This window comes from Brevibacterium sp. NPDC049920 (assembly GCF_040656435.1).
Taxonomy (GTDB): domain Bacteria; phylum Actinomycetota; class Actinomycetes; order Actinomycetales; family Brevibacteriaceae; genus Brevibacterium; species Brevibacterium pityocampae.
In genome coordinates this window covers 150,055-167,666 of sequence record NZ_JBFAMF010000006.1, presented here as the reverse complement: position 1 = coordinate 167,666, position 17,612 = coordinate 150,055, and the positions used below count along the sequence as shown (strand labels likewise).

At 71.2% G+C, this 17,612-nt stretch carries 16 protein-coding genes and 1 tRNA gene; 3 read left to right on the top strand and 14 right to left on the bottom strand.

All coding sequences use genetic code 11. The annotated features are described in order from the left end of the window. Nucleotides 1–9 precede the first annotated feature (9 nt). The 11 genes from AB0I45_RS07935 to AB0I45_RS07885 all read right to left on the bottom strand — a co-directional run bounded on the left by AB0I45_RS07935 (nucleotide 10) and on the right by AB0I45_RS07885 (nucleotide 11,031). Entirely contained in the window at nucleotides 10–1,770 is a 1,761-nt protein-coding gene (locus AB0I45_RS07935; RefSeq protein WP_345029567.1) for a thiamine pyrophosphate-dependent enzyme, read from the bottom strand. 91 nt (nucleotides 1,771–1,861) lie between these two features. Then, nucleotides 1,862–2,356 (bottom strand): HAD domain-containing protein, encoded by a 495-nt coding sequence (locus AB0I45_RS07930; RefSeq protein ID WP_360317765.1) that lies wholly within the window; start codon nucleotides 2,354–2,356, stop codon nucleotides 1,862–1,864. A gap of 38 nt (nucleotides 2,357–2,394) precedes the next feature. Continuing rightward, entirely contained in the window at nucleotides 2,395–2,661 is a 267-nt protein-coding gene (locus AB0I45_RS07925) for a hypothetical protein (RefSeq protein ID WP_137318833.1), read from the bottom strand. Nucleotides 2,662–2,759: 98 nt separating this feature from the next. Then, nucleotides 2,760–3,599, bottom strand: coding sequence for an amino acid ABC transporter ATP-binding protein (locus AB0I45_RS07920; protein ID WP_282599074.1), 840 nt, complete (start codon nucleotides 3,597–3,599; stop codon nucleotides 2,760–2,762). Nucleotides 3,600–3,616: 17 nt separating this feature from the next. Continuing rightward, nucleotides 3,617–4,408 carry an amino acid ABC transporter permease gene (locus AB0I45_RS07915; RefSeq protein ID WP_247423651.1) on the bottom strand — a complete coding sequence of 264 codons (792 nt, stop codon included), beginning with the start codon at nucleotides 4,406–4,408 and terminating at the stop codon, nucleotides 3,617–3,619. Between the two features lie 267 nt (nucleotides 4,409–4,675). Continuing rightward, nucleotides 4,676–5,479, bottom strand: coding sequence for a transporter substrate-binding domain-containing protein (locus AB0I45_RS07910; RefSeq protein ID WP_247423478.1), 804 nt, complete (start codon nucleotides 5,477–5,479; stop codon nucleotides 4,676–4,678). Nucleotides 5,480–5,794: 315 nt separating this feature from the next. Then, the gene (locus AB0I45_RS07905) at nucleotides 5,795–6,808 is read right to left on the bottom strand and encodes a glycine betaine ABC transporter substrate-binding protein (RefSeq protein ID WP_345029573.1); all 1,014 of its coding nucleotides are present in this window, start codon (nucleotides 6,806–6,808) and stop codon (nucleotides 5,795–5,797) included. Then, the gene (locus AB0I45_RS07900; protein WP_137318837.1) at nucleotides 6,808–7,644 is read right to left on the bottom strand and encodes an ABC transporter permease; all 837 of its coding nucleotides are present in this window, start codon (nucleotides 7,642–7,644) and stop codon (nucleotides 6,808–6,810) included. Before AB0I45_RS07900 ends, AB0I45_RS07905 begins: the two co-directional genes overlap by 1 nt. After that, nucleotides 7,641–8,888, bottom strand: coding sequence for an ABC transporter ATP-binding protein (locus tag AB0I45_RS07895; RefSeq protein ID WP_345029804.1), 1,248 nt, complete (start codon nucleotides 8,886–8,888; stop codon nucleotides 7,641–7,643). Before AB0I45_RS07895 ends, AB0I45_RS07900 begins: the two co-directional genes overlap by 4 nt. A 121-nt stretch (nucleotides 8,889–9,009) precedes the next feature. Beyond that, nucleotides 9,010–9,651: an ABC transporter permease gene (locus AB0I45_RS07890; RefSeq protein WP_137318838.1), complete on the bottom strand. Its 642-nt coding sequence runs from the start codon at nucleotides 9,649–9,651 to the stop codon at nucleotides 9,010–9,012. Nucleotides 9,652–10,002: 351 nt separating this feature from the next. Then, a complete protein-coding gene (locus AB0I45_RS07885; RefSeq protein ID WP_345029576.1) occupies nucleotides 10,003–11,031 on the bottom strand; it encodes an LLM class flavin-dependent oxidoreductase in 1,029 nt (342 codons plus the stop codon). Between the two features lie 89 nt (nucleotides 11,032–11,120). Between AB0I45_RS07885 and AB0I45_RS07880 the strand changes: the two genes are divergently transcribed. Together AB0I45_RS07880 and AB0I45_RS07875 are read left to right on the top strand one after the other, a co-directional pair. Continuing rightward, nucleotides 11,121–11,780 (top strand): NAD(P)-binding domain-containing protein, encoded by a 660-nt coding sequence (locus tag AB0I45_RS07880; protein ID WP_345029578.1) that lies wholly within the window; start codon nucleotides 11,121–11,123, stop codon nucleotides 11,778–11,780. A gap of 173 nt (nucleotides 11,781–11,953) precedes the next feature. Beyond that, entirely contained in the window at nucleotides 11,954–12,751 is a 798-nt protein-coding gene (locus AB0I45_RS07875; protein ID WP_247423470.1) for a thioesterase family protein, read from the top strand. Nucleotides 12,752–12,896: 145 nt separating this feature from the next. On the opposite strand, the gene AB0I45_RS07870 is transcribed toward AB0I45_RS07875, so the two are convergent. Both AB0I45_RS07870 and AB0I45_RS07865 read right to left on the bottom strand, forming a co-directional pair. Beyond that, nucleotides 12,897–14,183, bottom strand: coding sequence for a C4-dicarboxylate ABC transporter substrate-binding protein (locus tag AB0I45_RS07870; RefSeq protein WP_345029582.1), 1,287 nt, complete (start codon nucleotides 14,181–14,183; stop codon nucleotides 12,897–12,899). Nucleotides 14,184–14,529: 346 nt separating this feature from the next. Next, nucleotides 14,530–14,602, bottom strand: a tRNA-Lys gene (locus tag AB0I45_RS07865). A 241-nt stretch (nucleotides 14,603–14,843) separates the two neighbouring features. Here AB0I45_RS07865 and AB0I45_RS07860 point away from each other — a divergent pair. Continuing rightward, on the top strand, nucleotides 14,844–16,247 hold the full coding sequence (locus tag AB0I45_RS07860) for an MFS transporter (protein ID WP_345029584.1): 1,404 nt from the start codon (nucleotides 14,844–14,846) through the stop codon (nucleotides 16,245–16,247). A gap of 168 nt (nucleotides 16,248–16,415) precedes the next feature. On the opposite strand, the gene AB0I45_RS07855 is transcribed toward AB0I45_RS07860, so the two are convergent. Further along, nucleotides 16,416–17,453 carry a hypothetical protein gene (locus AB0I45_RS07855; protein ID WP_137318845.1) on the bottom strand — a complete coding sequence of 346 codons (1,038 nt, stop codon included), beginning with the start codon at nucleotides 17,451–17,453 and terminating at the stop codon, nucleotides 16,416–16,418. Between the last annotated feature and the right edge of the window lie 159 nt (nucleotides 17,454–17,612).

The window sequence follows — 17,612 nt, the reverse complement described above, 5'->3', positions numbered from 1 at the left end:
GGACTCCTTTCAGGGCCGGCTGGTGCGGATGTCCGGGTCGGTGAGCGCGTGCACGATCGCCGGGCCGGGGTGGGCGAGCGCCTGGGCGAAGGCCGCGGCGAAGTCCTCGGTGCGCGTCACCTGCACCCCGAAGCCGCCGAAGGAGCGGGCCCAGGCGCCGAAGTCCGGATTGCCGAGGTTCGTGCCCGAGGGCCGGCCGGGGTACTCCCGCTCCTGGTGGGCGACGATCGTGCCGTAGCGGGAGTTGTCGTTGATGACGATGGTGAGGTTCGCGCCCTCATTCACCGCGGTGGAGAACTCCTGGCCGTTCATCATGAAGCAGCCGTCGCCGGCGATCGAGAACACGGTGCGCTCGGGGTGGACGAGGGCGGCGGCGACGGCCGCCGGCACCCCGAAGCCCATCGAGCCGTTGCGCGGGCCGAGCACGGAGGGGAAGCCGTGGACCGGCAGGAACCGCGCCGCCCAGCCGGTGTGGTTCCCCGCCCCGTAGGCGATGATCGCGTCGTCGGGCAGCTGCTCGCGGATCGCTGCGAACGCGAGGTCCATGTCGACGTACTCCGGGGCACCGCCCGCCCCGCCCGAGGCGCCCGCCGCATCCGAGTTGCCCGTGTTGCGCGAGTTGCCCGCCCCGCCCGCGGCATCGGCCGGCGGCCGGGGCTCGCGCCAGTCGAGGAACGCCTCGCGCGCCTCGGTGACCCAGCCCGGCGTCTCCGCGACCACCGGCTCGAGCCCGGCGACGGCGGCACCGAAAGCGCGCGTCGTCGACACGACGAGGTGGTCGAGCGGCCCGAAGTGGCCGTGCGTGGTGGGGTCGCGGTTGATGACGATCGTCGTCTCCGGATCGCAGCCGAGCTCGTAGGAGTTCGTCATGATGTCGGTGCGCGCGCACCCGAGGAAGATCTGCAGGTCCGCGGCGGCGAACGCCTCGCGGCTCACCGGGGCGGATCCGATGCCGAGCGCCCCGAGGTAGTGCGGGTGGGCGTGATCGATGCCGTCGTAGGCGCGGAAGTCGGCGAAGATCCCTACGCCGCGCCCGGCCGCCCACGCGGCCACGGCCGCCGAGGTCTCCGCATCCCACATCTCCCCGCCGGTGACGAGCACGGGCCGCCGCGCACGGGCGATCGCGGAGTCAAGGAGCTCGAGGTCGGCGGCCGCCGGTCCGGGCTCGGCGACCGGCCGCGGGGGCACGGTGGCCCCGTCGGTCCGGGCGAGCTGGGTCTCCTCCGGCAGCCCGACGATGACCGGGCCGGGGCGGCCGGAGACCGCGGTGTGCATGGCGTCGGCGACGATCCGGGCGGCGGAGGCGGGGTCGTCGAGGACGAGCACCTTCTTCGCCGTCGACCCGAACCAGCCGCCGAGGTCGAACTCCTGGAACGCCTCGCGCCCGCGCACCTCGGTGGGGATGAGGCCGACGAACACGACGAGCGGGGTGGCGTCCTGGTAGGCGTTGTGGACTGCGATCATGACGTTCGAGGCGCCCGGCCCGCGGGTCACCATGGCGATGCCGGGTCGGCCGGTGAGGCGGCCCTCGGCGACGGCCATGTAGCCGGCGCCGCCCTCCTGCCGGCACACGACGGTGCGGATCGGGGAGTCGTGGAGGCCGTCGAGCACGTCGAGGTAGGACTCCCCGGGCACGCAGTAGATCCGGTCGACGCCGTGGCGCTCGAGCTGCCGGACGATGAGGTGGCCGGCCGAGCACGGTCCGGTGCGCGGGCTCCCGGGCGCGGACTGCGGGGAGGAAGGGGTGGTGGATGCGGCTTCGTCGCTCATGGCACCACTCTAACCACGGACCCGGTCACGGAGTGAGGCGTGTCACAGGAAGAGACCTCGGCGACTCGCGGCGTGCACCGCTGGGCCCGCCTCAGCGGTTCACGAACTCCGCGATCTCGTCGAGGTGCGCCGCGGTCAGGCATTCCCGCGCCGAGGTGCGGATGAGCAGGGCGTCCGCGGCCGGGAGCGAGGCGGCGAGCGCAGCCCGGTCCGCCTCGGCCGGCGGCAGGTGGTCGTCGATCCACAGCACCCGGCCCAGCGGCTGCCCGGACCGCTGCGCCTGCGCGGCGAGGTCGGCGAGGACCGCCCGCTCCTTGCCGTGGAAGATCGTCGGACCGCGCCCCATGACCTCGAGCCACGGGTATTCGGGCTGACCGAGCACGCGGAACAGGTACGGGGCGTCGTGCTCCCAGGAGGACACGGTCGCCACCGTCACTCCGGGTGCACCGAGGATCTCCGCGAGGCCGGCGATGATCGACGCGGAGTACGCGACGGGCACGAATCGCCCGTCGGCGACCCGGACGTCGCGGGTGGTGAAGTCACGCGGGAACGGCGGCGAGGGCTCGGTGACGAGCACGCCGTCGATATCGAGGTAGACGTGCGTGCCCGGGCCCGTGCTGCCGATCAGCGGGTCGGCGAATCGGGGTGGTTCGGCGAGGCGGGATCCTCGGTGATGACGGTGTTGCCGTCGGCATCGGTGATGAGGCGGTCGCCGTGGGCCGCCGCGACCGCGCGCGGGTCCGGGTTCGCCTCGACGTAGCCGCCGCGGTTGTCCTCGGTCCGGTCCGACGGGCCGAGCACCTCCTTGGCCGCGTCGTTGAGCGAATCGAGACCCGTGTTCCCGCTCGTCTCGACCGGGTCGTTCTTCGTCTGCTTGTCCTTCGACATCATGTGCTCCCCTCGTGGTGGCGGTGGCAGCGGCGGCTGCGACCGTGGTTCCTGCTTCCCAGCATACTGCGGCACGTCACAAGGAATCCTGCCGGATGTGCTCAGCCGGTCGGGTGGAGCACCCGGTGGAGGAACTCCCGAGTGCGCTCCTGCTGCGGGTCGCCGATCACCTGGGCGGCGGGGCCCTCCTCGACGACGATGCCGTCGGCCATGAACACGACGCGGTCGGCGACGTCGCGGGCGAACGCCATCTCGTGGGTGACGACGATCATCGTCATGCCCTCGTCGGCGAGCGAGCGCATGACGTTGAGGACGTCGCCGACGAGCTCCGGGTCGAGCGCAGAGGTGGGCTCGTCGAAGAGCATGACGTCGGGGTCCATGGACAGAGCGCGGGCGATCGCCGCGCGCTGCTGCTGGCCGCCGGACAGGGAGGCCGGCGAGGCGTCGATCTTGTCGCTCAGCCCCACCCGCTCGAGGTTGTGCTCGGCGACGCGGTCGGCCTCGGCCTTCGAGCGCTTGAGCACCTTGCGCTGGGGGACCGTGAGGTTCTCCCGGACGCTGAGGTGGGAGAACAGGTTGAAGCTCTGGAACACCATCCCGATCCGGGTGCGGGCGGCGTCGATGTCGATGTCCGGGTCCGTCATCGACTGGCCGTCGACGACGATCTCCCCGGAGGTCGGCACCTCGAGCAGGTTGATGCACCGCAGCAGCGTCGACTTGCCGCTGCCGGACGGGCCGATGATGCACACGACCTCGCCGCGGTGGACTGCGCCGTTGATGTCGGTGAGCACCTCGTTGTCGCCGAACGACTTCGCGAGCTTGGTGATGCGGACGATCGGCTCCCCGGTGCGGTCGACGCGGTGCCGGGCGGGCGCCTCGGCGGCGGGATCGGTCTCGCAGGCGACCGGCGGGTGCGGGGTGTCTCCGGTGGGGGTGCTCATGAGGATTCCTCTCCGTCTCAGCTCTTGGTCCCGACGTCGCCGAACTTCCGTTCGAGCACCCGGGAGAGGTAGGACAGCGGGATGGTGATGACGAGGTAGCACAGCGCGATCACGATGAACGGGGTGAGGCTGGCGGAGTTGACGATCTCGGCCCGGGCGAGGGCGGCGAGCTCGCGCCCGCCCACCGCGGAGCCAAGGATGTAGGCGAGCGAGGAGTCCTTGGTCAGCAGGATGAGCTCGTTCGTCAGCGGCGGCAGGATGATGCGGAACGCCTGCGGCAGCACGATGGTGATCATCGCCCGCGAGGACGACATGCCGAGCGAGCGGGCGGCCTCTACCTGGCCCTTCGGGACGGCCTGGATGCCGGCACGGATCGTCTCCGCCATGTAGGCGCTCGACACCAGGCCGAGCGCGATCATGATGACGACGAGCTTGCTCAGCCCCATCCCCGGGAACGCGACCGGCAGGCCGAAGCCCATGACGAGGAACACGACGAGGGCCGGCAGGCCGCGGAAGAACTCGATGTAGATCGCGGAGATCCAGCGGTAGGGCCCCACCGAGGACAGCCGCATGAGCGCGAGCACGATCGCCAGCGCCAGACCGAGCACGAAGCCGAGCAGCGTGAACAGCAGGGTGTTCTTCAGCGCGACGGTGATGACCTCGGGGAACATGCCCAGGGCCACGTCGACGTTGAGGAAGGTCTCCGCGAGCCGGCCCCAGTCGGCGGCGATGACGACGAGTGCGAGCGCGATGAGGAGGATCGCGTACTGGATGCCGCGGGAGATCTTCGCCTTCTTGCGCTTGCTCATCCCCGGCTTGACGTGCGGGGGCGGTGCGGGGTCGGAGGCGGGACGGGTGCTCGGGTCCGAGGTGCGGGTCCCCGCTGCCGGGGAGCTGTCCTGGGTCACGGTCGGTCTTCTCTCTCGACGGCCCCCGCGGTGCGGAGGGCGAGTGGCGGGCTCCGGGTCCGGTCGACGGGCCGGTCGAAGGGGTGGTCCCGGACGGGTGGGCGTGGGGGAGTAGGGTCATCGCCGGCGCCCGGACGGGGAAGGGGCGCCGACGATGACGATTGCGGGTCAGCTCGCCGGGGCGGTGCCGAACCACTCCTCGTAGATGCCGTCGTACGTGCCGTCCTCGCGGGCCGCGCCGATGACCTCGTCGACCTTCACGATGAGGGCGGTGTTGCCCTTCTTCGCGGCGATGCCGTACTGCTCGCCGGTCTGGATGTCGAAGCCGACGGCGTAGTCGGTGTTCTCCTTGGCGAAGTCGTAGAGCACGCCGTTGTCGTTGATGACGGCCTCGACCTCGCCGTTCTGCAGCGCCTGGAGGGACAGCGGCAGGTCCTCGTAGGTGATGACCTCCGCGTCGCCGAGGTTCTCCTCGGCGTACTGCAGGCCGGTGGTGCCGGTCTGCGCGGCGATGCTCTTGCCCGCGAGCCCGGCCTCGTCGGAGATCCCGGAGTCGGCCTTGGACAGCACGGCCTGGTTGGCGTCGAAGTAGCCCTCGGAGAACTCGATGACCTCTTCGCGCTCCGGGGTGATCGTCATGCCCGCGGCGGCGAGGTCGCACTCGCCGGTGTTGAACGCCGCACCGGTGGTGATGGTCTCGAACGGGGTGTTGACGATCTCCTGCTCGACGCCGAGCTCCTCGGCCACGAGGTCGACGAGGTCGACGTCGAAGCCGACGACGTCGCCGTCGCGCTCGAACTGGAACGGCTGGTAGGACAGGTGGGTGCAGACCTTGAGCTTGCCCTCCTCGAGCAGCGGCACGCCGCCCTCGCCGGTGGCTGCGGGTTCGGATTCGCCTCCGCCGCCGCAGGCGGACAGGGCGATGAGCAGGGCGGCGGGCAGGGCGAGAGCGGTCGTCAGACGTCGTTTCACAATGTCTCCTCGGTGGGTCGGGCGGCCGGGCGGCCGTGGACTGGCCGCGGGGGCCGGTATGGAGGACAAGCTACTCCGGGACGGCTGCGACCGGGGTGTGCTGACGCCGTCCCGGGGCGAATCGTGTCCGTTTCGTTGTGACCACGCTCACGTCTGTGGGTGCCTCGGCGCCCGGACCGCGGGCCCGGTCCCGAGGCGCCGGCCGCGTGATCGCCGCGACTGTAGGACTTTCGAGAGAGAGTAGCGCCGTTGATGCCACCACACTCGCACGGAACCACCACAGTCCGACCGGACTGCCGCCGAGGTGCGGGCCGGTCAGGCGTTCGGGTCGGTGACGAGCCCCTCGGAGACCATCCAGTCGAAGGCGACGTCGGCGGGCTCCTCGCCCTCGACGTCGACGCGCAGATTGAGCTGACGCATGACCTCGTTCGTCAGCCGCCCGCCGAACGAGTCGAGGACCTCCTTGTACTCCTCGTGGTTCGGCAGCGACTCCGCGTGGAAGGTCGGGGCGGCGTTGTAGGCGGGGAAGAACTGGCGGTCGTCCTCGAGGACCACGAGATCGAGCGCGTCGATCCGCCCGTCGGTGGTGAAGACCTCGCCGAAGTTGCAGTCGCCGGCCGCGGTCGCGGAGTAGATCGCGCCGATGTCGTAGATGCCGATCTGGTCGTCGGGCACGCCCTCGGCGTCGCCGCGCGGCAGCTCGTAGAGATCGAGCATCGGGTTCATCCCGTCGACACGGGAGTTGAACTCGGCGTCCACGCAGAAGGTGCGCTCCTCCACGGGCACCTCGCCGATCTCCGACAGGGTGGTCATGTCGCCGAACTCCGCGGCCGCCTCGGGCCGCACGGCGAAGGCGTAGGTGTTGTTGAGCGGCATCGGCTCGCCCCACACCACCCCGCTCTCCGCATCCTCCGCGGCCACGGCCTCCCACATCTCCTGGGTGTCGGGGATGCTCTCCTCCTGGCCCAGGTAGGTCAGCCATGCGGTACCGGTGTACTCATAGCCGACGTCGGCCCCGCCGGACACGATGAGCTCCCGCGACGGCTGGGAGCCGGGTACGTTGGTGAGGTCGACGACCTCGTAGCCGGCCGCCTCGGCGGCGAGGACGGCGATCTTGCCGAGGATGAGCTGCTCGGTGAACTGCTTCGAGGTCACGGTGATGGGGTCGGCATCCGCCGCGCCCGGCACCTCGGTGATCTCCCCGGGCCCGACGGCCGGGACGAACGAGGCGGCCGGCTCGAGCCCGCACCCGGTGACGGCCAAGGTCGCGGCGGACAGGAGTGCGGCGATGCCGAACCGGGTGCGGGGATTCCGTGTGCGCTTCTCCATCACAGTCCTTTCGGGCGGGCGAAGTACTCGACGACGCGGCCCAGCCAGTCGACGACGAGGGCGAGGAGCGCGACGAGGAGCGAACCGGTGACGAGCACCGTCGTGAGGTTGAGGTTGACGCCGGTGGTGATGAGCACGCCGAGCCCGCCGCCGTTGATGAAGGTGGCGAGGGTGGCGGTGCCGACGAGCAGGACGAGGGCGGTGCGGATGCCGGCGAGCATGAGCGGCACGGCGAGCGGCAGCTCGACGCGGAACAGCACTGCGGCGGAGCTCATCCCCATCCCGCGGCCGGCCTCGATGAGACTGTCGTCGACCTGGGTGAGGCCGACCATGGTGTTGCGCAGCACGGGGAGGACGGCGTAGAGGACGAGCGAGACGACCGCCGCCCAGAACCCGAACCCGAGCCAGAACGCGAGGAGCACGATGAGGCCGATCGCAGGTGCGGCCTGACCGATGTTCGCCACGGTCATCACCGGGGCGGTGAGGAACCGCAGCGGCCGGCGGGTGAGGAGGACGCCGGCGGGGATCGCGATCGCGAGCACGATGACCGCGGAGACCGCGGTGAGCGCGAGGTGCTCGACGGTGTAGCCCCACAGGGTGGCGGCGTTGAGCGTGCCGAGCTCGGTCTCCGAGAGGTCCGCGGTCGCCAGCCAGATCGCGACCGCGGCGAACACGGCCCCGATGACGAGGATCTGGAGCACGAGCGTGCGCCGCTCCTGGGCGCGTGCGGCATCCCGGGTCCCGGCGGTCGGCACCGCCGGGTCGGTGGTGCGGCGGTCGCTGCGGGACTGTTCGGTGCCGGACTGCGGGGCGCGGGTGTCGGTGCTCTCGCTCATGGCGATGTCACCTCGACCGGGCCGGTGTTCTCCCCGAGCGGGGAGGGCGGGGCCTGTTCCGCGCCCGCCGAACGCGCGGAGGTGATCGCGTCCATCACGGTCTCGACGCCGATCACGCCGAGGAACCGGTCACGGCCCCCGGTGACGATCGCGTTGCTCGTCGAGGACACGAGCATGGTGTCGAGTGCGTCGTTGAGGGAGGCGCGCTCGCCGACGACGGGGAGATCCTCGTCGGGGCGGTCGGGGAAGGCGGAGAGGCGCTCGAGCTGGCGGGCGGAGAACCAGTGCACCGGCCGCTGCCGGGAGTCGAGGACGACGATGGAGTCCTCGGTGCCGGCCGGGGCGGTGCCGGCGGCCTGTGCGGTGCGGAGCGCCTCGAGCGCGGCGGCGGGTCCGGCGTCGACGGGCGAGGTCAGGGCCTCGCGCACCTCGGCGTCGGCGACCCGGCTGAGCGTGAGCTGCTTGAGGCCGGCGCCGGAGCCGATGAAGTTCTCGACGAAGTCGTTCGCCGGGTGCTTGAGGATCTGCTCCGGGGAGTCGTACTGGACGAGTCGGCCGCCCTCGGCGAAGATCGCGATCCAGTCGCCGAGCTTGACCGCTTCGTCGAAGTCGTGGGTGACGCACACGATCGTCTTCTTGAGCTCGGCCTGGATGCTGATGAGCTCGTCCTGGAGGCGCTGACGGGTGATCGGGTCGACCGCGCCGAACGGCTCGTCCATGAGGAGCACGGGCGGGTCCGCGGCGAGCGCGCGGGCCACGCCGATGCGCTGCTGCTGGCCGCCGGAGAGCTCCTTGGGGTAGCGACCGCGGTAGGTGCCGGGGTCGAGCGACACGAGGTCGAGGAGCTCGTCGACGCGGTCGGCGATGCGCTGCTTGTCCCAGCCGAGCATCTTCGGCACGATCCCGATGTTCGCCGCGACCGTCATGTGCGGGAACAGTCCGCCGGCCTGGATGACGTAGCCGATCCGGCGGCGCAGCTTGTCCGCGTCCATCGTGGTGATGTCCTCGTCGCCCAAGATGATGCTGCCGTCAGTGGGTTCGATGAGGCGATTGATCATCTTGAGCGTCGTCGTCTTGCCGCAGCCGGACGGTCCGACGAGCATGACGGTGCTGCCGGCGGGGATCTCCATGGTGAGTCCGCCGACGGCCGGCTTCTTCTGTCCGGGGTAGGTCTTGGTGATCTCGCGCAGGAGGATCGAGGCGCCCTGCGAGCCGGCGTCGGCAGGAGCGCCGTTGCTGCTCATGTCAGCACCGGTCGGCTGGGTGTCGGTCGGTTGGGCGCCGGTCGGTGCGGTGGCGGCTCCTGCGCTCGAGCCGGTGGTCTGCGGGGTGCGGTCCTGGGGCGCGGCGGGACCGGTGGGATTCTCAGGCACGGATACCTTTCGGGGTGGTCAGCCGGCCGATGCCGACGAGGATGAGGTCGAGCAGGAGCGCGAGGATGATGATGCCGATGACGCCGACGACCACGGACTCGAGCGAGTTCGCGCCGCCCAGGCGGGACAGGCCGGAGAAGATCAGCCCGCCCAGGCCGGGGCCGAGCGCATAGGCGGCGACGGCTGCGATGCCCATGACCATCTGGGCGGAGACGCGGATCCCGGCGAGGATCACCGGCCAGGCCATGGGGAGCTCGACGGTGAGCAGGGTGCGCATCCGGCTCATCCCGATGCCGCGTGCCGATTCCACGGTGGCGGCCGGCACGGAGGACAGGCCGACCACGGCGTTGCGGAGGATCGGCAGGGTGGCGAAGAAGGTGACGACGATGACCGCCGGGGTCACGCCGTAGCCCACCGGGGCGATGAGGAGGCCGATGAGCGCGAAGGACGGGATGGTCAGGCCGATCGCGGTCACGGAGTTCGCGACCGAGGTCCAGGCGCCGGAGCGGTAGACGAGCGCGGCGAGGACGATCGAGAGCGCGGTGGCGAGGATGAGGCACTGGACGACGAGGCTGAAGTGCTGCCAGCCGGCGAACAGGATCTGGGGCAGTCGGTCCACAAGGTAGTCCCACATGGCGTCCGCCCCTATCGATTCATCTCACGTCAGCATGGTGTGTGTTCCGTGCGGCCTGCGCGGGCAGACCCCGTCCGCGCCTCCGCAGAGCGGTCGCGGTGTCATCCAAGGTAGCGAGATGAGGGGCGCATGCCCAGGTCATGCGGGTGGTGTCGAGCCTTCGTGACCAAGTCGTGACTGCCCGCCCCGGCGCACCCCGCTGCCGAGGTGGGAGCCGGGTGCGCGTGCCCGGCCCGGACGGAACTGTGGGGCTTCCGGCGGAGAATGGGGCCGTTGATGCCACCACCCTCTGCCGAAAGCCCCACAGTCGTGAGCGCGTGCTCCAGGTCAGCTGAGCATGTCGCGGACGATTCAGCTGAGCATGTCGCGGACGAGCGGGACGACCTTCTCGCCGTAGAGCTCGATGCTGTGCATAATCTTCTCGTGCGCGAGCGGGCCGGTGCTGACCTTGAGGTCGAACCGGGTGGCACCGAGGGCCTGCATGCCGGCGGCGATCTTCTTCGCCACGGTCTCCGGGGAGCCGACGGCCATTGAGCCGTGCTGCGCCTCGTGCTCGAACGATGCGCGTGACGGCCGGCCCCAGCCGCGCTCGGCGCCGATCCGGGCGACCTGCGCGGTGTAGGGCTCGTAGAGCTCTTCCATCGCCTGCTCGTCGGTGTCGGCCACATGACCGTAGGAGTGGTAGCCGATCGGGTTGGACTCGGTGGCGCCGAACTCCGCGAGAGCGCGCCGGTAGAGGTCCGCGAACGGGGCGAACCGGTCCACCGGACCGCCGATGATCGCGAGCATGAGCGGCAGGTCGTGGTGGGCGGCGCGGATGACGGACTGCGGGCTGCCGCCGACGGCGATCCAGGTCTTGAGCTCCCCGCTCTCGACGGGCGGGTAGAGGGTGGCCGCATCGAGGTCCTGGGTGTGGGTGCCCTGCCAGGTCACCGGCTGCTCCTGCCGGAGCTTCGCGAACAGGGCGAGCTTCTCCTCGAACAGGTCCTCGTAGTCCTCGAGCCGGTAGCCGAACAGCGGGAACGACTCGGTGAAGGAGCCGCGGCCGAGGATGACCTCCGCGCGGCCGGAGCTCAGTGCGTCGAGGGTGGCGAACCGCTCGTAGACGCGCACCGGGTCGTCGGAGCACAGCACGGTGACGGCGGAGCCGAGGTGGATGCGCTCGGTGCGCGCGGCGATCGCGGCGAGCACCATCTCCGGAGCGGAGACGGCGAAGTCGTCGCGGTGGTGCTCGCCGATGCCGATGAAGTCGAGCCCGACCTCGTCGGCGCGCACGCCCTCCTCGACGACGTTGCGCACCGTCTGCGCGTGGGGGAGGAGTGTGCCGTCGGGGCCCGCGGTGACGTCGCCGAAGGTGTCGATGCCGAATTCATGAGTCATGACAGTCGGAACCTGGTTGAAGGATCAATTATTCCGGGCCGGCTGCGGGCTCGCGGAATAGCCCGTGCGCAGGGCACGTTGCATCGGTCGTGAAGACCACTGCGACGACCATCGGCATCGTCGGTGTCGGCAAGCTCGGCACGGCCCTCGGCCGGCTCGTCATCGACGCCGGCTGCGAACTCGTGCTCGCCGGACGGCCCGGCCAGCCGATGCTCGACCTCATCGTCTCCAGCCTGCTGCCGGAGGCGCAGCTCGTCGACTTCGCCGAGCTCGCCGCCCGCGCCGACATCACGATCCTCGCCGTCCCGCGCCCTGCGCTCGCCGGCCTCGACCTCGCGGCCCTCCGCGGCATCGTCATCGACGCGACGAACGCCTGGGAGGCCACTGACGGCATCGCTGCGCCGGCCGGGGCGGAGCCGCAGCTGAGCGGCACCTGCTGGCTCGCCGGGGACCTCCTGCACCTCGCCGTGGTCCGCACGCTCAACCACGCCGCCTACACCGACCTCGCCGCCGATGCGCGCCCCGCTGGGGCTCCCGGCCGGCGGGCGCTCGGCGTTGCTGGGGACGATCCCGCCGCGCTCGAAGCAGTCGCCGCGCTGGTCGACCGCCTCGGTTTCGACCCGGTGGTCCTGGGCCCGGACCGCGCCCACCTCCTCGACGTCGACGGGCCCGTGTTCGGCCGTCGGCTCGAGCGGGCGGAGTTCGAATCCGCACTCGCGGACGCCTCGGCTCCGGCGTCCGGCTGTTAAGGCGTGTGACCGGCCGGGCGCCGATCTCCGCCAGGCCGCATCCGACCGCCTGGTGGGACCCCGGTTTCCCGCCCGCCCGGTCGGCTCACTAGGCTCGGGGGTGTGATGCGCCTCACCGCCGAGGTGCCGCCCGCCCACTCGCAGCCGCCGCGCGGCCGGATCCAGGAGGACCCATGACCCATTCGTTCGACGAGGCGATCGCCCTCACCCCCGACGGCAGCGGTTCGGTGACCGCGCGCACCCACCCGGACTGGGCGAACATGGTCGGCCCCTACGGCGGGGTCACCGCGGCCGTCGCGCTGCGTGCGGTGCTCGAGCATCCCGAGGTGCAGGGCCGCCCGGCCGCCCTCACCGTGAACTACCTGGCGCCGATCGCCGACGGCGAGTACACGCTCACCGCCGTCCCCGTGCGCACCAACCGCTCGAACCAGCACTGGACGATCACCGCGACCCAGGAGGGCAAGACCCTGCTGACCGGGACCGCGCTGTTCGCGCAGGTGCGCGAGACCTGGTCCGACACCGAGGCGGACTTCCCGCAGGTGCCGCCGCCGGCCGAGGTGGCGCCGCGGCCCGGCGCGCTGCCGCTGCCGTGGCTCAACCGCTACGAGATGCGCGTGATCGACGGCGAGATCCCGGAAGGTCCCGAGCAGGCCCGTGCCGATTCGGCGACCCAGCAGTGGTTCCGCCACGCCGAGCCGCGCGGCTGGGACTTCCCGGCGCTCGCCTCGGCCTGTGACGTGTTCTTCCCGCGGATCTTCCTCCGCACGGGTGAGCGCGCCCCGGCCGGCACCGTGAGCTTCACCGCGTACTTCCACGCCGGGGCCGAGGAGCTCGCCGCGCAGGGCGAGTACCTGCTCGGCGTGGCGCAGGGCTCGCGGTTCGGCCACGGGCTGTTCGACCAGGCCGCCCAGATCTGGGGCGAGTCCGGTGACCTGCTCGCCACCACGCACCAGCTCGTGTACTACAAGTGACACCCGTGCGCTGCGTATTACGCAGACGCAGTCGACCCCGGGTGCCGTCGTCCGCGATGACGGACGGGCGGCGTGCCCGGGGTCGAGTTGAGGCCCGCTGTCGGCCGGCGGCCGCGCACCCGGGTGGGCATGCGGCCGCCGGCGATCAGCTCGGGCGGTGGGGGAGGTAGACCTCTTCGAAGAGCTGTGCTGCGAACGGCGCGTAGTCGAAGTCATCGGCGTTGTACCACTCGTCGAGCGAGTCGAAGTCGCCGCCCTCCTCGTAGCCGATCTCCTCGGCCACACCGCTCCACTTGTCCGCGGCGTCCTTCATGCGCTGCGAGGCGTCGGAGCCGATGAGCCCGTCCTCCTCGACCTGCGCGATGAGCTCGTCGTTCGTCTCCTTGTACTTCTTCTCCGCCTCGGGATCGAGCGGGGCCATCTCGCCGCCGGCCTCGCGCAGCTGCTTGACGCCTGCGGCGTTGCCTTTGGCGATGACCTCGGAGCTCGCGATGAACCCGCCCTCGCCCGCGTCGAAGATGATCTGCTGGTAGGCGAGCGGGAGGTTCTGGAAGTTCGAGCCGGCGAGCATCGCGCCGGCGCCGCGGCTCGACAGGCTCGACTCCGGGGAGGCGTAGGAGACGTTCGGGGCGATCTCGAGGAGACCGGCCTCCTCCGAGGGGAGCAGCTGGGCGAGCGTGCAGTCGACGGTGCCGCGCTGGATCGCCTCGAACACCTCGACGTACTCCATCGACACCGGGGTGGCGCCGAGGTTGCTCGCCACCTTCTCGAGGGAGACGCTGGGGATGCGGACCTGGCGGCCCTTCCAGTCGTCGAGCGTGGTGCCGGAATCCGAGCAGATCGCGTGGTGGTTGCCCGTGCTCACCACGGGGGTCAGCGGAACGATGCCCTGCTCCTCGTATCCCTGGAGGATCTCCTCGGAGTTCCACGCCATGTCGATGATCGCGGCGTTGCCCACGAGCTCGCCGACGACGGGGGAGTTCGGCAGCCCGGCCGAGGTGGTGGCCAGCGCGTCGAACGCCGGGTAGGTCGACGGGTCGTAGATGGGCAGGGCGTAGGAGACATCGATGCGGCCGTCGGACAGGGCATCGTCGATCTCGGAGTAGCCGGCGATCGCCTGTGCCCAGATGACCTCGACGGTGATCTTCCCGCCGGAGCGCTCCTCGACGTACTCCTTGAAGTCGTGGGCGGACTGCGCGGACACCGAGTTCGGGCCCTGGGCACCGGCCTGGTAGACGATGTTGACCGGGTCGAGCTCGGAGAGCGCGGCGTCGACGTCCTCCTGCGAGGCGCCGTAGTCGAATCCGCTGCCGCCGCCCTCACCGCCTCCGCCTCCACCGCCGGCGCTGCCCGCGCAGGCGCTCAGGGCGAAGGTCGCGGAGGCCGCGAGTGCGGCCAGGGACAGGAATCGTCCGTGTCGAACAGTGGTCATGGGGTTCCTCCTCGTCGAGGGACTCTCGCGTGGCACGCTGCCCGTCGATGGTGCCGGGTGCGTGGTGCGGTGGTCGATGCAGGGGCCCACAGCTGTGTGAGCTCCCTCATATATACCACCGCCGGCGGTGGTTCTTGAGGTTGACGTCAGATTTGCGAGGCCCCGGTCGGCGGCTCGGGTGTGTCCGGCAGTCGGCGCGTGCGGCGGCGACGGTCTTCGGATACCGGTCAGCTCCCGGCCTGGGCGCGCTCGGACAGGCCAGGACGAGTCGTCGCAGATGCCTGTGCTCCCGCTGGTGGAGCACCTCGGAATCCGGGGAGGCGACAACAGACCTCGGAGCGCACGGTGGGCCCCGTGGGGATCGAACCCACGACCCGCGGATTAAAAGTCCGCTGCTCTACCAACTGAGCTAGAGGCCCGAACGGCGGCTCCAGCGCGGAGCCGGCCGTTCAGCGCACGAGCGTGCGCGAGTCAAGTCTAATCCGCGCGCGAGCCCCCGCCCAATTCCATCCGTGGACGCCTGCCCACGCTGCACCGGCCGAATCGGTAATGTTGCACGGGCCCACATCGACCGTGCGCCGCATAAGCCCGGGCCCGCAGACCACGAGCGGACGAGCAGCGGACCACGAGCGGAACACGAACGAGCGGAGGCGGTGGAACATGGCCCACGACCGCACGGACCCCGCGCCCGCCGACCCGCGCGGCACCTGGCGCCTCATCGCCGCGCTCGCCGTCGCGAGCACGGGCGGCTCGTTCATGCAGACGCTCGTCATCCCCATCCAGAACCACCTCCCCGGCCTCCTCGACGCCTCGCGCGCCTCGACCGCCTGGGTCCTCACCATCTCCCTCGTCGCCGCCGCCGTGACGACGCCGATCTCCGGGCGCCTCGGCGACCTGTTCGGCAAGCGCACCGTCGCGCTCGCCCTCATCGGGCTGCTCATCCTCGGCTCGCTCGTCGCAGCACTGTCCACCGGCCTGGTCGGGCTCCTCGTGGGCCGGGCGCTGCAGGGTGCGAGCATGGGCATCATCGCCGTGGCGATCTCGATCCTCGGCGACCACCCCGACCCCCGCCGCAGCACCACCGGCATCGCGATCGTCAGCGCGAGCCTGGGGTTCGGCGGGGCGCTCGGTCTGCCGCTCAGCGCCTGGGTGGTCCAGCTCGGCGACTGGAAGCTCCTGTTCTGGGCCTCCGCGCTGCTCGGGGTCATCACCTTCCTCGGCATCCTCGCCGCTGTCCCGGCCTCGCCGGGCACCCACCAGCGCGTCGACGTGCTCGGCGCGATCGGGCTGGCCGCCGGCCTGTCCGGCATCCTCATCGCCGTGTCCCAGGGCCCGGTCTGGGGCTGGGCCTCGGCACCCACCCTGGGCCTCGGGTTCGGCGGGGTCGCGGTGCTCCTGGCCTGGGGTGTGTTCGAGCTGCGCGTGGCGGAGCCGATCGTCGACCTGCGTCTGCTCGCCCGCCGCCGGCTCCTGCTCGTCAACCTCGGCTCGATCGCGCTCGGCTTCTCCTTCTTCGTCATGGAGGTCGCCTTCATGCAGATGCTCGAGCTGCCGGCCGACACCGACGCCGGGCTCGGCCTCACGATGCTCGGGGGGAGCCTCGCACTCGTCCCCGGCGCGCTCGCGATGATGGCGCTCGCCCCGGTCTCCGCCCGGCTCATCCGCGGCCTCGGCGGGCACATGGCGACCGGCATCGGGGCGCTCACCATCGCACTGGCCTACGGCTACACCCTCGTGTGGCACGACGCCGTGGGGCACCTCGTGCTGTCGAGCACCGTGCTCTGCGCGGGTCTCGCCCTGGCCTACGCGGCCATCCCCACGCTCGTCATGGCCGAGGTGCCGCGTTCGGTCACCGGCTCGGCGAACGGCGTCAACGCCCTCATGCGCAGCGTCGGCACGAGCAGCGGGGCCGCGGTCACCGGCATGGTGCTCGCCGCGACGAGCCAGAGCCACGCCGGGGCCGAAGTGCCCGCTCTGTCCGGCTTCCTCGTCGTCTTCGCGCTCGGCCTCGTCACCGCGCTCGCATGCCTCATGCTCGTGTGGGCCGCGCGCCGCTCCCACTGACCCGGCTCTGCCGGTAACCCTGCAGGCCCCGGGCCAGAACGCCGTCGACCTGCCGTTCATGCTCGATCCTCGGTGGGAGAAACGGGCAGGAGCGACAGGTCGATGGACGGCGGTGCTCAGCCGGGCGCGGGCCCCGGCACCCTCAGCGGAGCACGGGATCCAGCCGGCTCAGAGGCGGGCGTCGGGGTGGTAGGTGCGGGGCGCCTCGTCCGCGGTATCCGGGTCCGCGGAGCCGGTGTGGGCGACGATGTCCGGCCCGCCCCGGCCGTCACTGCCCTTCCGACCGGCGTCGCCCTTCCGACCGAAGCCGCGGCCCTTGCGGCCCTTCCGTCCGCGCTCGGCCTCCTGCTCGTCGACGACCTCGCCGTCGATGACCTCCCCGGCGCGCTTCTTCTTCAGCCGGAGCACGTTCTTGAGCCCGCCGACGATGTTCGCATCGCGGCGCGGCGTGCTCACCTGCGGGTCGAGCTCGCGCTCGAAGTTCACCGGGAACGGCCCGAACGCGGTCCGCGCATGGTCGACGACGGTGTTCGCCATCGTCCGGTTGACCACGGCCCCGACCACCGCGCCGACCCCGAACGGCAGGATCCGCCCGACGAACGAGCCGCTCGCCTTCGCCGCGTACTTCTTCAACAGCATCTTGCGCATCCGGCGGGTGAGCGAATTCATCATCGACGCCGGCAGCTGCTTGGTGACCATCTGGCCCCAGTTCGCGGTCACCGCGGGTCCGGTGCCGCTGGCCTGACCGGCGAACTTCTTCACCAGCTCCCGCCCGGACTCCCCGAGCATGAGGCCCATGACGAGCACGTTCGCGCGCTCCGGATCCCGCACCGGGAGCCCGTGGAGCTCGGCGACGGCCTGCGCGTAGAGCGCGGAGCCCTCGAGGAACCCGGCGGTCTCGACTGCCGCCACACCCATCGCCGCACCGGTGCGGATGCCCGGCACCACGGCGGTCGCACCGACCGCGGCCCCGCCGCCGGTGGTGAGGTTGACGTAGTGGCTGCGGACGATCTCGGCGATGTCGGCCGGAGTCGCCTCCGGGTGCCGACGCCGCAGGCTGCGGAGGTAGGCGAGCACGATCGGGCGCTGCACGCTCAGCAGCCTGCGCACCCCGCCCTCGGCCTTGGGGTGGAGCGTGCCGTCCTCGTTGACCATCATCCCGGCGGCCCGTCCGAGCCCGGCATTGACCACTGCGTTCTTCACCATGGGAGTTCCTCTCTCGCGCGCTGCGGGCCCCGTGACCTGCACGGGGGATACCCACAAGCGGCATTGTGAAGTCTGACGCCGGTGCCCAGTCTACGACCGTGCCCGCGCCCCCGCTCCGATCCAACTCCCAGCGCCGGCGGGGAATAGCCGTGCGGTGCC

Bases quoted from the DNA above. Each gene is read 5' to 3' on its own strand.
- AB0I45_RS07895 (WP_345029804.1), bottom strand. From the start codon at position 8,888: ATGAGCAGCAACGGCGCTCCTGCCGACGCCGGCTCGCAGGGCGCCTCG.
- AB0I45_RS07870 (WP_345029582.1), bottom strand. From the start codon at position 14,183: ATGACCACTGTTCGACACGGACGATTCCTGTCCCTGGCCGCACTCGCG.
- AB0I45_RS07915 (WP_247423651.1), bottom strand. From the start codon at position 4,408: ATGAGCAAGCGCAAGAAGGCGAAGATCTCCCGCGGCATCCAGTACGCG.
- AB0I45_RS07900 (WP_137318837.1), bottom strand. From the start codon at position 7,644: ATGAGCGAGAGCACCGACACCCGCGCCCCGCAGTCCGGCACCGAACAG.
- AB0I45_RS07885 (WP_345029576.1), bottom strand. From the start codon at position 11,031: ATGACTCATGAATTCGGCATCGACACCTTCGGCGACGTCACCGCGGGC.
- AB0I45_RS07875 (WP_247423470.1), top strand. From the start codon at position 11,954: ATGACCCATTCGTTCGACGAGGCGATCGCCCTCACCCCCGACGGCAGC.
- AB0I45_RS07855 (WP_137318845.1), bottom strand. From the start codon at position 17,453: ATGGTGAAGAACGCAGTGGTCAATGCCGGGCTCGGACGGGCCGCCGGG.
- AB0I45_RS07860 (WP_345029584.1), top strand. From the start codon at position 14,844: ATGGCCCACGACCGCACGGACCCCGCGCCCGCCGACCCGCGCGGCACC.
- AB0I45_RS07890 (WP_137318838.1), bottom strand. From the start codon at position 9,651: ATGTGGGACTACCTTGTGGACCGACTGCCCCAGATCCTGTTCGCCGGC.
- AB0I45_RS07920 (WP_282599074.1), bottom strand. From the start codon at position 3,599: ATGAGCACCCCCACCGGAGACACCCCGCACCCGCCGGTCGCCTGCGAG.
- AB0I45_RS07905 (WP_345029573.1), bottom strand. From the start codon at position 6,808: ATGGAGAAGCGCACACGGAATCCCCGCACCCGGTTCGGCATCGCCGCA.
- AB0I45_RS07925 (WP_137318833.1), bottom strand. From the start codon at position 2,661: ATGATGTCGAAGGACAAGCAGACGAAGAACGACCCGGTCGAGACGAGC.
- AB0I45_RS07935 (WP_345029567.1), bottom strand. From the start codon at position 1,770: ATGAGCGACGAAGCCGCATCCACCACCCCTTCCTCCCCGCAGTCCGCG.